Below are 12,888 nucleotides of genomic sequence, written 5' to 3'. Positions count from 1 at the left end.
CCTCGACGTCCTCCCGGCCTGTGGACAACTCCACGGTCGGGCCCGGGAAAACCCGGCCGGAATTCCATGAGAATGGATGTTCGATTTTAGTGTCAAGCGCACCACGCCGGGCCGACACAGCCGAGAGTAGCCGCTTATAGCAGCCAGAAGCGATCAAGTCAATGAAACGGCGGGGATCACCGGCTACCGCCGTCCGCCTCAGCTCCGGCGCCTGTTGTTCACCGCGCGGCGGATCCTCGTCAGCACCGGCTCGCCCCGGCGCCAGCGGCGGTGGCCGCCCTGCACCCTGGGGTCGTCCGTCACGTCGTAGCGCTTCACGTACGCGCCCAGGAACGCCTGGAGCGTCGCCACGGCCGGAATGGCGATCAGCGCACCGACGGCGCCCATCAGCGCGGTGCCCGCGACCACCGATCCGAAGGCGACGGCCGGGTGGATGTCGACCGTCTTGGACGTGAGTTTCGGCTGCAGCACGTAGTTCTCGAACTGCTGGTAGACCACGACGAAGCCGAGCACCCACAGCGCGTACCAGGGATTGACGGTGAAGGCGATCAGCATGGGCAGCGCCCCGGCCAGATAGGTGCCGATCGTGGGGATGAACTGCGAGACGAGACCGACCCAGACCGCGAGCGCCGGTGCGTAGGGCACACCGAGGACCACCAGCAGGACGTAGTGAGCGACGCCGGAGATCAGCGCCATCAGCCCGCGTGAGTAGATGTAGCCACCGGTCTTGTCGACCGCGATCTCCCAGGCGCGCAGCACCTCGGCCTGCCGGGCGGGCGGCAGCACGGAGCACAGCGCGCGTCGCAGCCGGGGGCCGTCGGCGGCGAAGTAGAACGAGAACAGGAAGATCGTGAGCAGCCGGAACAGCCCGCCGAGCACGGTCGTGGAGACGTCGAGCACGCCGGTCGCGCTGTTCTGCACGTACTTCTGGAGCCAGTCGGAGTGCAGCAGGCTGTCCTGCACCTCGACCCTGGAGAGCTCGGTGCGGAAGGTCTGGTTGACCCAGTTGATCACCGAGTCGAGGTACTTGGGGAACTCCTCGACCATGTCGACGATCTGGCCCGCGAGCATCGAGCCGAGCAGGACGACGAAACCGACCCCGGCAACCAGCACGGCGAGGAAGACCAGGAAGGTGGCGAAGCCCCGTCGCATCCCGCGGCCTGCCATGCGGCTGACGGCTGGCTCGATCGCCAGTGCCAGGAAGAAGGCGATGAGGATGTTGGTCAGCAGCCCGATGAGCTGGTCGAAGGCCCAACTGCCGAGCTGGAAGCACGCGTAGAGCGCGAGGGTCATGACCACGGCACGGGGCAGCCAGCCGGGCATGCGGACGGGACCGGTGCCGGGCGGCTGACTGGGTGGAGCGGCCGGCGGGACGGGCGGTGAGGCGGGCGGCTGGGTCTGAGCGGTCTCGTCTGTCGGTGCCACGGGACAAGTCTCGCTCACCGCTGCGACGGCCCGGCACCCTCGGGCGCCGCCGACGTGACCCTGCCGGTGCGCGCGCCCCCGCCGCGAGCACATGGCCGCGCTCACCGACGCCCGTCGCAGCGCTCCCCACCCCGCTTCGCGGCACCCGTCACGGCACGTCGCGGGTCACGTCGGAGAGCACGTCACAGCCAGGGTCGGCGCACGTCGCAGCCCTTGCCGGTCACCGGCTCAGCCGCATGCCGGCGCCCGGCTCAGCGCTTGTCCGAGGGCACTCCGACCGCCGCGCAGACCCCGCGCCACACGTCCTTGGCCTCCCAGCCCGCGGCCAGGGCCTCGTGGACCGTACGACCGCCGAGTTCGGACATGACGTGGTCGCGCGCGAAGGAGTCGGCGTAGGCCTCGCCGAAGTGATCCGCCATCCGTTCCCAGAAAATCGTCAACCGCATGCCTTCAGTATCCCGCTCCTGAGAGTGCAGCCGGGCCGGGAGGGCCTGCGGGCGGTGCTTTCCCCTCTACGGTCGGTCCATGGCTGGAACCGGAGCAAATCCCCTCGCCCGCGCCGAGCAGTTCATCTGGCTCACCGCACGCGTCCTCGAACAGCGGCGGTTCGCCCATCTCTTCCTGGAAGGGGGCGTGGACCCCGTCGAGACCGCGCTCGCCGCTTATCTGAACGACGACGGCGGCTACGGCCACGCTCTCGAACCCGATCTCCGGGGCCCCGTCAGTCAGCCTCTGCACACCGCTCACGCGTTGAGCGTCCTCGACTCGATCGGACGGTGCGGCGGTCTGCGCGTGGAGCGGATCTGCCGCTATCTCACGGACGTCTCGACCAGGGAAGGCGCTCTGCCCGCACTCCACCCCTCGCAACGCGGCTACCCCGCCGCGCCCTTCATCCCCGTCGTCGACGACCCGCCCGCGGAACTGCTGGCGACGGGTCCCGTCGTAGGGGTGCTGCACCGCAATCAGGTCTGGCACGCCTGGCTGTTCCGGGCCACCGACTTCTGCTGGGCCGCGGTCGACTCACTGGCGCAGTCCCATCCCTACGAGATCGAGGCGGCCGTCGCCTTCCTGGACGGCGTCCCGGACCGGGCGCGCGCCGAAGCCGCTGCCGACCGGCTGGGGCAACTGGTCCGTGAGCAGCGGCTGGTGGTGCTCGACCCGCGGCACCGCGCGGAGTGCCCGGTGGCCCCCGGTTACGCCCCCGGGGAGCACCACTTCCCCTACGACTACGCCCGGGACCCCGGGTCCCTCGCCCGCCGCTGGTTCAGCGAGGGAGAGATGGAACGCTCCCTGGATCATCTGGCCGCCGAGCAGCAGGAGGACGGCGGCTGGCCGGTCACCTGGCGTCAGTGGGCCCCCGGAACGGCCCTGGAGGGCCGTCCCATCGTGACACTGCGGGCCCTGAGGACGCTGCGGGCGTACGGGCGCGACCTCGGCCGGCCCGGGGCGGGGGACTGATCCGTCCGGCTTCAGAGCAGGGCGCGGACCACTGCGGTGACCACGACGGCGGCACCGACCACGACCAGGAACGGGGCCCGCAGGATGAGGGCGACGGCCGCTGCCGCGAGTCCGGCCGCCCTCGCGTCGAGCATCAGCTGCTGCCCGTCGCCGAAGGTCTGCTGCGCGGTGAGGGCCGCGAGCAGGGCCACCGGCAGGAGCGCAGCGAGCCGTTGCACCAGGGGGCGTTCCAGCACTCCGGCGGGGACCAGCAGTCCCAGGAGCTTCGCGAGGTAGCAGCCGGCCGCGGTGAGCCCGATGGCGATCCAGATGTTCATCGGCCCTCCCGGGTCGTCACAGCGGCTTCGGTCGCGATGCCGTCGGGGCCCTTGCCGCGCCCCTGGTCCCGGCCCTTCAGGAAGAGGACGAGGGGAGCGGCGAGCGCGGACACGAGTACGGGCACGCCCGCCGGCAGCACCGGCAGGAGACCCAGCGCCAGCAGGACCGCGAGCCCCGCCGTGACGCGCTCCGTGGTGGTCTTCAGCATCGGTGCGAGCAGGGCGAGGAACACCGCGGGGCTCGCCGCGTCCAGGCCCCAGGCGTCGGTGTCGCCGAGTGCCTCCGCGCCGAGCGCGCCCACCAGCGTGGTCAGGTTCCACAGGACGTAGAGGGTGAGCCCGGTGACGGTGAACCCGATGCGGGCCGCGCGCCGGGTGGGCTGGGGCAGGGTGACGGCGGTCGTCTCGTCGATGACCCACTGGGCGGCCAGGGGACGCAGCGCCCGCGGCAGGGCGAGGAGCTGCGAGAGCCGCAGCCCGTAGAAGGCGTTGCGGATGCCCAGGAAGAACGCTCCGGCCGCCGCTGTGTAGGGGTTGCCGCCGGCCGCGAGCGCCCCCACCAGGGCGAACTGGGAGGCGCCGGTGAAGACGAGGAGGCTGAGCGCGCAGGTCTGGAGGAGGGTCAGTCCGGAGCCCGCCGAGGTCACGCCGAAGGCGAAGCCGGAGAGACCCACGGCTATGCCCACACCGAGTGCGTCCCGGACCACCGCGGCGTCCGGCTTCTCCGGGCCCGCGACCGGCGCGCCGGGGGCGCCGGTGTTCTGAGGGGGTGCTGTCTGTTCTGCCACGCCCGGAACGCTACGGGGAGAGATCCGTGCCGGTCTTGTACGTTCTTGCACGCTCGCGCTGGTAGGCGCCCGGAGGCACTCCGACGATCCGGGTGAAGTGACGGTTGAGATGGGGCTGATCGGTGAAGCCGACAGCGGCGGCGGCCTCGGCCGGTGCGGTCCCGGCATCGAGCATGCGCCGGGCACGACGCACCCGGGCATCGGTGAGCCAGGTGTGCGGGGGCATACCGTACTGCTTCTTGAAGGCCCGCAGGAGCGCGAACGGGCTGGTGCCCAGCTCGGCGGCGAGCGCCACCAGGGTGGGCGGATTCTCCATCCGTGCCTCGAGAGCGGCGCGCGCGTCCGCCGCGTCGCGGGCCCCGGCCGAGTGCGGCGCCCTGAGCGGCAGCACGCTGCCGTGCAGGTCGAGCAGTCGCGCGACCATCACCCGCAGGAGGCTGTCGGCGGCCAGGGCGTTGCCCTCCTCGGCGGCCCGGTGGACCTCGGTGATCAGCCGGGAGGCGTGGGGGTCGCGCACGCTGGTCTCGTCGAAGCCGACCGTGCCGCGCAGACTCGTCACCTCGGCCGCGATGTCGTTGATCACCTGGGCGGACGGGTAGAGCGTGGCGTACACCCACCCGTCGGGTACTCCGGCGCGGGCGGTGTGCGGCACCTCCGGGTTGATCATGACGACCGTGCCGGGTCCCGCGTGCACGGTGCCGCCGGGGAGGCCGACGTCCTCGACCCCGCTGGTGATCGTGCCGAAGACGTAGCCCTCGTGGCTGTGCCGGGGAAAGGTGTGGCGGACGTAGCGGGCACGCAGGAGATCGAGGTCGGGCAGTTCCGCGTACTGCCAGTGCCTCGCCCATTCCCGCGTCCCGCCGGCTGCCATGTCCGGCATTCTCGCAGGTCCGCGCGGGTTGCCGCAGTTCAGGCAGGTGGGAGGCGGGCACGTTCCCGGCCGTTGTCAGTGGCGGGGTGCACGATGGGGGGCATGGCCGGTTCCGCACTCGATTCGTTCTCGCCCGCGACCCGCGGCTGGTTCGCGGGAGCCTTCGACGCGCCCACGGCGGCGCAGGAGGGCGCCTGGCGTGCCATCGGCGAGGGCTCGGACGTGCTGGTCGTCGCGCCGACCGGTTCGGGCAAGACCCTCGCCGCCTTCCTCGCCTCGCTGGACCGGCTCGCCGCCGTGCCGCCGCCCGCCGAGGCCAGGAAGCGCTGCCGTGTGCTGTACGTGTCGCCGATGAAGGCACTCGCGGTCGACGTGGAGCGCAATCTGCGGTCGCCGCTGACCGGGATCCGCCAGGAATCGGTGCGTCTGGGGCTGCCCGAGCCCGATGTGCGGGTGGGTATCCGTTCCGGTGACACCCCTCCGGCGGAGCGCCGTTCCATGGCGACGAAGCCCCCGGACATCCTGATCACCACCCCCGAGTCGCTGTTCCTGATGCTCACGTCCTCCACCCGGGACGCGCTGGCGGGGATCGAGACGGTGATCGTGGACGAGGTGCACGCCGTCGCGGGGACCAAGCGGGGCGCACACCTCGCGGTGTCCCTGGAGCGTCTGGACGAGCTGCTGCCGCGCCCGGCGCGGCGCATCGGCCTGTCGGCGACGGTCCGCCCGGTCGACGAGGTCGCCCGGTTCCTGTCGCCTCAGCGGAAGGTGGAGATCGTCCAGCCTCCGTCCGCGAAGGAGTTCGATCTCTCCGTCGTGGTGCCGGTGGAGGATCTCGGTGAGCTGGGCGGTTCTCCCGCCGCCGAGGGCGAGGGCGGCCAGGCCGAGAAGCCGTCGATCTGGCCGCATGTCGAGGAGCGGATCGCCGATCTCGTGCAGTCGCACCGCTCGACGATCGTCTTCGCGAACTCCCGCCGACTGGCGGAACGCCTGTGCAACCGGCTCAACGAGATCGGATACGAGCGGGCGACGGGCAGCGCTTTCGAGGAGCGGACGGGGGCGGGCGAGCCGCTGCCCGAGGCGCACTCCCCCGCCGAGATCATGGCTCAGTCCGGGGCCGCGAAGGGGGCTCCCGCCCTCCTCGCCCGCGCGCACCACGGCTCGGTCTCCAAGGAGCAGCGCTCCCAGGTCGAGGAGGACCTCAAGGCGGGCCGGCTTCCCGCGGTCGTGGCCACCTCGAGTCTGGAGCTGGGCATCGACATGGGCGCGGTCGACCTGGTGATCCAGGTCGAGTCGCCGCCGTCCGTCGCCTCGGGCCTCCAGCGCGTGGGGCGCGCCGGGCACCAGGTCGGCGCCGTGTCCACGGGCGTCGTCTTCCCCAAGTACCGGGGCGACCTCGTGCAGGCGGCCGTCGTCACCGAGCGGATGCGCGAGGGAGCCATCGAGGCCCTGCGGGTTACGTCCAACCCGCTGGACGTGCTGGCCCAGCAGATCGTCGCCATGGTGGGGCTCGACGTCTGGCAGGCCGACGACCTGCTGGCCCTGGCGCGGCGTGCCGCCCCGTTCGCCTCGCTCCCCGAGTCCGCCTTCACGTCGGTGCTCGACATGCTTGCCGGGCGCTATCCCTCGGACGCCTTCGCGGAGCTGCGCCCCCGGGTGGTGTGGGACCGCGTCTCCGGTACGGTCACGGGCCGGCCCGGCGCCCAGCGGCTCGCCGTCACCTCGGGCGGCACCATTCCCGACCGGGGGCTCTTCGGGGTGTTCCTGGCCGGCGCCGACCCGAAGAAGGGCGGCGGGCGCGTCGGTGAACTGGACGAGGAGATGGTGTACGAGTCGCGGGTCGGCGACGTCTTCACCCTGGGCACCACGTCCTGGCGGATCGAGGACATCACCAGGGACCGGGTCCTGGTGTCGCCCGCACCCGGGGTCCCGGGCCGGCTGCCGTTCTGGAAGGGCGACCAGCTCGGCCGGCCGCTGGAGCTGGGCCGTGCGCTGGGCGCGTTCCTCCGGGAGGTCGGCGGGCTGTCCGCCGAGGACGCCAGGCTGAGGCTGCTCGCTGCCGGACTCGACGCCTGGGCGGCGGACAACATCCTGTCGTACCTCGACGAGCAGCGACGGGCCTGCGGTCATGTCCCCGACGACAGGACCATTCTCGTCGAGAGGTTCCGGGACGAGCTGGGCGACTGGCGGATCGTGGTGCATTCGCCGTTCGGCGCACAGGTGCACGCCCCGTGGGCGCTCGCCCTGTCCGCGCGCCTGGCCGAGCGGTACGGCCTGGACGCCCAGGTGATGCACGCGGACGACGGCATCGTGCTGCGGCTGCCCGACGCGGATCTCATGGGTCTCGACCTCCTGGACTTCGACCCGGTGCAGGCGGACGGCGGCGGTGGAGCCGGAGGCGGCGCTTCCGGTCCCGCCGCCTTCCCCGCCGCCGGGTACGACAGCGAGCAGCCCCCGGTGAGTGCCGCCGATGTGGTCTTCGACAAGGGGGAGATCGCCCAGGCGGTCACCGAGCAGGTGGGCGGATCCGCGCTGTTCGCCTCGCGGTTCCGTGAGTGCGCGGCCCGCGCCCTGCTGCTGCCGCGGCGCAGTCCGGGAAAGCGGACCCCTCTCTGGCAGCAGCGCCAGCGCGCGTCCCAGCTGCTCCAGGTGGCCTCCGAGTTCGGCTCGTTCCCGATCGTCCTCGAAGCCGTCCGGGAATGCCTCCAGGACGTCTTCGACGTCCCGGGTCTCACGGAGCTGATGGGCGACCTGGAGGCACGCCGCGTCCGGCTGGTCGAGGTGACCACTCCCGAGCCGTCCCCGTTCGCCCGCTCGCTGCTGTTCGGCTATGTCGCGCAGTTCCTGTACGAGGGCGACTCGCCCCTCGCCGAACGGCGGGCGGCAGCCCTCTCCCTCGACTCCCATCTGCTGGCCGAGCTGCTCGGCCAGGCGGAGCTGCGCGAGCTGCTCGACGCCGACGTCCTCGGCGAACTGGAGCGGGAGCTGCAGTGGCTGACCGACGACAGGAAGATCAAGGACACGGAGGGTGTCGCCGATCTGCTACGGGTCCTCGGTCCCCTGACCGACGCCGAGCTGTCGGAGCGGGGTGCGCGGCCCGGATGGGCGCCGGAGCTGGCGACGGCCCGCAGGGCCATCCAGGTCCGTATCGGCGGAGCCGCCCACTGGGCGGCCGTCGAGGACGCCGGCCGGCTGCGCGATGCTCTGGGCACCGCGCTTCCAGTGGGCGTTCCCGAGGCCTTCACCGAGCCGGTCAAGGACCCGCTCGGCGACCTGCTCGCCCGATTCGCGCGTACGCACGGCCCGTTCACCACCACGCGGGCCGCTCAGCGCTTCGGTCTGGGCACCGCCGTCACGGACGGGGCGCTGCAGCGGCTCGCCGCGTCGGGCCGCGTGGTCCAGGGTGAGTTCCATCCGGCCGGAATCGGCCAGGAGTGGTGCGACGCCACGGTCCTGCGGCGGTTGCGGCGCCGTTCGCTCGCCGCGCTGCGCCAGGAGCTGGAGCCGGTCCCGCCCGCCGCGCTGGCCGGCTTCCTCCCCCAGTGGCAGCACCTCGGTGACAACAGTCTGCGCGGTATCGACGGACTGGCACGCGCCATCGAGCAGTTGCAGGGTGCCCCGGTCCCCGCGTCCGCTCTGGAGAAGCTGATCCTGCCGAGCCGTGTCATGGGCTACACCCCCGCCATGCTCGACGAGCTGACGACCACCGGTGAGATCGTCTGGGCGGGTGCGGGCGCCCTCCCCGGCAAGGACGGCTGGCTCTCGGTCTATCTCGCCGACAGCGCGCCCCTGCTGCTTCCGCCACCCCTCCCGCTGGAACAGACCGCGTTGCACGAGTCGTTGCTGACCGTCCTCGCCGGCGGTTACGGGCTCTTCTTCCGGCAGATCGCCGATCAGGTCCGTGCGACGACCCACCCCGACTGCACCGATCCCCAACTCGCCGACGCCCTCTGGGACATGGTCTGGTCGGGTCGTCTCACCAACGACACTCTCGCTCCGCTGCGTTCGCTCCTCGGCTCGGGGCGCACGGCGGGGTCCACCGCGCACCGCGCGAAACGCAGCGTGCCGCGCGGCCGTTACGGGTCACTGACCGCGGCGGCGCGTCCCGCCTCCCGCACCGGTCCCCCAACCGTGTCGGGGCGCTGGTCGCTGCTGCCCCCGGCCGAGCCGGAGCCGACCCATCGCGCGCACGCCCGGGCCAGGACGCTCCTGGACCGCCACGGCGTGGTGACCCGGGGCGCGGTGCAGGCGGAAGGCGTCGAGGGCGGGTTCTCCGCGGTCTACCGCGTGCTCGCCGCGTTCGAGGACAGCGGTCAGGCGCGTCGCGGTTACGTCGTCGAGGGCCTGGGAGCGGCCCAGTTCGCGATGGACGGTGCCGTGGACCGGCTCAGGGCGGCCTCGACGGCCCGCGACCGGGCGGACCCCGGTTCGGCTCCCCGCGCGCTGGTCCTCGCGGCCGCCGACCCGGCCAACGCGTACGGCGCCGCCCTGCCCTGGCCGGAGTCGCCGGACGGCGCGGGACACAAACCGGGACGCAAGGCGGGCGCCCTGGTGGTGCTCGTGGACGGCGAGCTCACGCTCTACATGGAGCGCGGCGGGAAGTCGCTGCTCGCCTGGCCCACCGATCCGTCCGACCCGGCACTCCATGCGGCGGCCGAGGCGCTCGCATCGGCGGCCCGCGCGGGGAAGCTCGGCACGGTCACGGTGGAGCGCACCAATGGCGCGTCCTCCCTCACCTCCCCGCTGGGCCGCACCCTGGAGGCAGCCGGCTTCCTGGCCACACCGCGCGGTCTGCGGCTGCGGGCGTGAGAGCGATGCGGTCGTGAGAGCGATGCAGGGGTGATGGTGATGCGCGCATGACGGTGCTGCGCGCAGGCCGGCGGCACGGGGCGGCGCGGACCGGACCCGAGGGGCGGCCCACTCGCCATCTCACGGTCCACGGGTTTCCCCACCCCACTCGCCACATCACGGTCCACAGGCCGCCCGCCGCCGCTCGCGTCAAAAAGAGGCTGCCCACCCCGCACATGACGGACCACGGCCCGCCCGCTCGCGCATCATGGAGGCATGCCCGAAGGTGACACCGTCCTGCAGACCGCCGCGCGGCTCCACGCGGCGCTCGCGGGCCGGGTGCTGACCGGCTCCGATCTGCGGGTCCCCCGGTTCGCCACGGCCGACCTGACCGGCCGGGCGGTCCTGGACGTCACCGCCCGCGGCAAGCATCTGCTGACCCGCTTCGAGGGAGACCTCACGCTCCACAGCCATCTGCGTATGGAGGGCGCCTGGCGCGTCTACGCTCCCGGGGAACGCTGGAGGGGCGGCCCCGCCCACCAGATCCGCGCCGTGCTCACCACGGCGGAGCACACGGCCGTGGGCTACCGGCTGCCCGTCGTCGAACTGCTCCGCACCCGCGACGAGGAACAGGTTGTCGGTCATCTCGGCCCCGACCTGCTGGGGCCGGACTGGGACCCGGAGACCGCGCTGAACAATCTCCTCGCCGAGCCCGGCCGGCCCATCGGGGAAGCACTCCTCGACCAGCGCAATCTCGCCGGGATCGGCAACGTCTACATGTGCGAGCTCTGCTTCATGGCCCGGGTGACGCCCTGGGTCCCCATGGGGGAACTGCCCCTGCCTCTCGCCACCCGCCTGGTCAGCACGGCCAAACAGCTCCTGGAAGCCAACCGCGCGCGCCCCGTGCGGACCACGACCGGCACCACCGAGGCCCTGCGCCGTGCCCATGGCCGCGAGCGTCTCTTCGTCTACGGACGGGCCCACCGGCCCTGCCTGCGCTGTCGCACGCCCATCCGGGTGGCGGACCGGGACGACCGACCGGCCTACTGGTGTCCGCACTGCCAGCCCGGACCCACCGGCTGAGAAGGCACGGGAACACCGAGCGGGCAGCAAAAAGCAGCGAGAAGCCGCCGGGAAGGACACCGGAGCCGCTCGCCGGAGGAGGCTAGGAGGGTATGTCCGTCCGCTCGTGCCCGGGCCCTTCGGTAGCCGTTTCCGACCGCACCACCGCCGTCACATGTACGGGCAGAAGGCTCAGGCCCCACCCGCCGGCCGCCACCGCGCCCTCGACGAGTCCGGTGTGTTCAGGCTCCAGCAGCAGCCGCAGCACGGCCCACCACCACAGGCCACCGAGTACGAGCGTCGGCACCCATCGCCATCGCCGCACCATGGCTGCCTCCTCAGGCCGACGCTAGTACGGCACGATCTCCTGCCGGGAGGGCGTACCGATGCACTACGGGCGTGGGCGGAGCGAGCTGTACGCCACTGCGCGCCCCCCTGGGGCGCCGTCGGGAGTGGGCGGCCAGGGAACTCGGTCATCCCCCGCAGTCTCCCCCGGGCCGGCGCCGGCGGCATCCCGCGAGCGAGAAGGCAGCACACCCGGCAGAGCAGCACACCCGACGGGACAGGACTCCCGACGGGACGGCACACGCGCTCGTCGGCGCAGCAGGGCGGGCGCCCGCCCCCACCCCGACAGGACCTGACTGGGGACCTGACATGCGTGTGCCCCCGCAGACCATGTCAGCGGGGGCACACGCTCCTGCAAGGCGTCCAGCAGGCGAGCCGCAGATCGCCGCCCGTCCCACACCAGGACGGAGCGCCCGGCCAGGAAAGCGGCCAGCGGTCAGGCGGCCGGGACAGGCTAGTGCCGGTCGTCGTCGGTCAGGGAGTCCTTGACGCCCTTGGCGCGCTCACCGGCGCCGCCCATGACGTCCTTGCCCTTGCCCTTGACCTGGTCGGCCTTGCCCTCGGACTCCTTGCGCCGGTCGCCCGTGAGCTTGCCGGTCATTTCCTTCGCCTTGCCCTTGATCTTGTCCTTCTCGCCACTCATGTCGCACTCCTCACTCTCCGCCCGGCGTCCACGCCAGGCCCGTACACCGGCTCAAGCGCTCTCTGCCTGGAACATCCAGGCGTGCTTCTCGAGGTCGGCCGTCAGGGTGATCAGGATGTCCTGGCTGACCGGGTCCGGGTCCGCGGTCGCCTCGATGCGCTCCCTCATGCGGTCGATGACCACACGGAGCGCCTCCACCAGCGCCTTCACCGCGTCCACGTCCTTGATCCAGCCGTCGGGCACGGAGTCGATCGCCGTGGTCTTCGCGAGGGTCTTGGAGCGCCCGTCAGGGTTGACACCCACGGCGGAGGCCCGCTCCGCAACCGTGTCCGAGTGCTGCCTCGCCGTGTCGACGACCTCGTCGAGCTGCAGATGGACGGACCGGAAGCGGGGGCCGACGACATTCCAGTGGACCTGCTTGGCCGCCAAGGAAAGGTCGATCAGGTCCACCAGGGCACCCTGCAGGGCGTCTCCCACGACCTTGCGATCGGCGTCGGTCAACGCGCTCTTCACGACAGACATGCAATTCTCCGATCGGATAGCTGCTAGCTGTTGGGCCTACCACCCGTCCACGATGGCACAAATGATGCAAAACAGTCATTCGGGTAGTCCCCCGGTGAGGGCTTCCACCCGGCCTCACTTAGCGCCTGCCCCGCCCGCCGCTTCGCACACACACCGCACACGAAAGCCCCGGCCGGCCCCTGAGGGGCCGACCGGGGCTTCGCTCACCACGAACCATGCGGTCAGGCGGCGACGACATCCACCGCTTCCGCGGGCGCCTTGATGGTCACCCGTCCCGTCGGTACGCCGGCGACCGACGCAACAGAGACGGAATTGAGCATCGGGCGTACTGGTACAGGCACCGCATCACTGGCTGCTGCCGACTCGGCCAGCTCGGCCAGCGACAGTTCATCGCTCACTTCACGCATGAGCTCGGACATCCGTACGTCCAGCGCGTCGCAAATGGCGGAGAGCAGCTCGGAGGATGCCTCCTTCTGCCCCCGCTCCACCTCGGAGAGATAGCCGAGCGAGACTCGGGCGGACGAGGAGACTTCGCGCAGAGTACGGCCTTGGCGCTGGCGCTGCCGACGCAGCACGTCACCAAGCAGGCGACGGAGCAGAATCATCGGTGGCTCCCTCCTCGGACCGCGTAGCCGCATCCTTCACGCCCCACCGTACCGCCTCGCGCTG

Annotated in this window: 12 protein-coding genes; 3 read left to right on the top strand and 9 right to left on the bottom strand. The window is 71.9% G+C overall.

The window, feature by feature from the left end; all coding sequences use genetic code 11:
• Window positions 1–198: 198 nt before the first annotated feature.
• The gene (locus tag AMK10_RS13875; protein WP_073748080.1) at window positions 199–1,323 is read right to left on the bottom strand and encodes an AI-2E family transporter; all 1,125 of its coding nucleotides are present in this window, start codon (window positions 1,321–1,323) and stop codon (window positions 199–201) included.
• 353 nt (window positions 1,324–1,676) lie between these two features.
• Window positions 1,677–1,871 (bottom strand): DUF3046 domain-containing protein, encoded by a 195-nt coding sequence (locus tag AMK10_RS13870; RefSeq protein WP_073748079.1) that lies wholly within the window; start codon window positions 1,869–1,871, stop codon window positions 1,677–1,679.
• A gap of 79 nt (window positions 1,872–1,950) precedes the next feature.
• Between AMK10_RS13870 and AMK10_RS13865 the strand changes: the two genes are divergently transcribed.
• The gene (locus tag AMK10_RS13865) at window positions 1,951–2,883 is read left to right on the top strand and encodes a hypothetical protein (RefSeq protein WP_073748078.1); all 933 of its coding nucleotides are present in this window, start codon (window positions 1,951–1,953) and stop codon (window positions 2,881–2,883) included.
• 11 nt (window positions 2,884–2,894) lie between these two features.
• On the opposite strand, the gene AMK10_RS13860 is transcribed toward AMK10_RS13865, so the two are convergent.
• Genes AMK10_RS13860 through AMK10_RS13850 form a run of 3 tightly spaced genes read right to left on the bottom strand, consistent with a single transcriptional unit; the run spans window position 2,895 to window position 4,859 of the window.
• Window positions 2,895–3,200 carry an AzlD domain-containing protein gene (locus AMK10_RS13860; RefSeq protein ID WP_073748077.1) on the bottom strand — a complete coding sequence of 102 codons (306 nt, stop codon included), beginning with the start codon at window positions 3,198–3,200 and terminating at the stop codon, window positions 2,895–2,897.
• Window positions 3,197–3,988 (bottom strand): AzlC family ABC transporter permease, encoded by a 792-nt coding sequence (locus AMK10_RS13855; protein ID WP_073748076.1) that lies wholly within the window; start codon window positions 3,986–3,988, stop codon window positions 3,197–3,199. Before AMK10_RS13855 ends, AMK10_RS13860 begins: the two co-directional genes overlap by 4 nt.
• A 10-nt stretch (window positions 3,989–3,998) precedes the next feature.
• A complete protein-coding gene (locus AMK10_RS13850) occupies window positions 3,999–4,859 on the bottom strand; it encodes an AraC family transcriptional regulator (RefSeq protein ID WP_073749256.1) in 861 nt (286 codons plus the stop codon).
• A gap of 102 nt (window positions 4,860–4,961) precedes the next feature.
• On the opposite strand from AMK10_RS13850, the gene AMK10_RS13845 reads away from it, so the two are divergent.
• Both AMK10_RS13845 and AMK10_RS13840 read left to right on the top strand, forming a co-directional pair.
• Window positions 4,962–9,668 carry an Lhr family helicase gene (locus AMK10_RS13845; RefSeq protein WP_198959703.1) on the top strand — a complete coding sequence of 1,569 codons (4,707 nt, stop codon included), beginning with the start codon at window positions 4,962–4,964 and terminating at the stop codon, window positions 9,666–9,668.
• A gap of 255 nt (window positions 9,669–9,923) precedes the next feature.
• The gene (locus tag AMK10_RS13840) at window positions 9,924–10,730 is read left to right on the top strand and encodes an Fpg/Nei family DNA glycosylase (protein ID WP_073748074.1); all 807 of its coding nucleotides are present in this window, start codon (window positions 9,924–9,926) and stop codon (window positions 10,728–10,730) included.
• Between the two features lie 82 nt (window positions 10,731–10,812).
• Here AMK10_RS13840 and AMK10_RS13835 read toward each other — a convergent pair whose 3' ends face one another.
• The 4 genes from AMK10_RS13835 to AMK10_RS13820 form a co-directional block, all read right to left on the bottom strand.
• On the bottom strand, window positions 10,813–11,037 hold the full coding sequence (locus AMK10_RS13835) for a hypothetical protein (RefSeq protein ID WP_073748073.1): 225 nt from the start codon (window positions 11,035–11,037) through the stop codon (window positions 10,813–10,815).
• Between the two features lie 471 nt (window positions 11,038–11,508).
• Complete coding sequence (locus AMK10_RS13830; RefSeq protein WP_073748072.1) at window positions 11,509–11,697, bottom strand: CsbD family protein; 189 nt, start codon at window positions 11,695–11,697, stop codon at window positions 11,509–11,511.
• A 51-nt stretch (window positions 11,698–11,748) separates the two neighbouring features.
• Window positions 11,749–12,219, bottom strand: coding sequence for a Dps family protein (locus AMK10_RS13825; RefSeq protein WP_073748071.1), 471 nt, complete (start codon window positions 12,217–12,219; stop codon window positions 11,749–11,751).
• 221 nt (window positions 12,220–12,440) lie between these two features.
• Window positions 12,441–12,824, bottom strand: coding sequence for a helix-turn-helix domain-containing protein (locus tag AMK10_RS13820; protein WP_014153702.1), 384 nt, complete (start codon window positions 12,822–12,824; stop codon window positions 12,441–12,443).
• Window positions 12,825–12,888: the final 64 nt, after the last annotated feature.

Origin of the sequence: Streptomyces sp. CB02058 (genome assembly GCF_001905505.1) — a bacterium.
Lineage (GTDB): Bacteria > Actinomycetota > Actinomycetes > Streptomycetales > Streptomycetaceae > Streptomyces.
This window is presented reverse-complemented; position numbering and strand designations above follow the sequence as displayed.

What these genes read in the sequence shown, in the direction of transcription:
- AMK10_RS13875 (WP_073748080.1), bottom strand. Translation starts at nt 1,323, where the DNA reads ATGCCCGGCTGGCTGCCCCGTGCCGTGGTCATGACCCTCGCGCTCTAC.
- AMK10_RS13870 (WP_073748079.1), bottom strand. Translation starts at nt 1,871, where the DNA reads ATGCGGTTGACGATTTTCTGGGAACGGATGGCGGATCACTTCGGCGAG.
- AMK10_RS13865 (WP_073748078.1), top strand. Translation starts at nt 1,951, where the DNA reads ATGGCTGGAACCGGAGCAAATCCCCTCGCCCGCGCCGAGCAGTTCATC.
- AMK10_RS13860 (WP_073748077.1), bottom strand. Translation starts at nt 3,200, where the DNA reads ATGAACATCTGGATCGCCATCGGGCTCACCGCGGCCGGCTGCTACCTC.
- AMK10_RS13850 (WP_073749256.1), bottom strand. Translation starts at nt 4,859, where the DNA reads ATGGCAGCCGGCGGGACGCGGGAATGGGCGAGGCACTGGCAGTACGCG.
- AMK10_RS13845 (WP_198959703.1), top strand. Translation starts at nt 4,962, where the DNA reads ATGGCCGGTTCCGCACTCGATTCGTTCTCGCCCGCGACCCGCGGCTGG.
- AMK10_RS13840 (WP_073748074.1), top strand. Translation starts at nt 9,924, where the DNA reads ATGCCCGAAGGTGACACCGTCCTGCAGACCGCCGCGCGGCTCCACGCG.
- AMK10_RS13835 (WP_073748073.1), bottom strand. Translation starts at nt 11,037, where the DNA reads ATGGTGCGGCGATGGCGATGGGTGCCGACGCTCGTACTCGGTGGCCTG.
- AMK10_RS13830 (WP_073748072.1), bottom strand. Translation starts at nt 11,697, where the DNA reads ATGAGTGGCGAGAAGGACAAGATCAAGGGCAAGGCGAAGGAAATGACC.
- AMK10_RS13825 (WP_073748071.1), bottom strand. Translation starts at nt 12,219, where the DNA reads ATGTCTGTCGTGAAGAGCGCGTTGACCGACGCCGATCGCAAGGTCGTG.
- AMK10_RS13820 (WP_014153702.1), bottom strand. Translation starts at nt 12,824, where the DNA reads ATGATTCTGCTCCGTCGCCTGCTTGGTGACGTGCTGCGTCGGCAGCGC.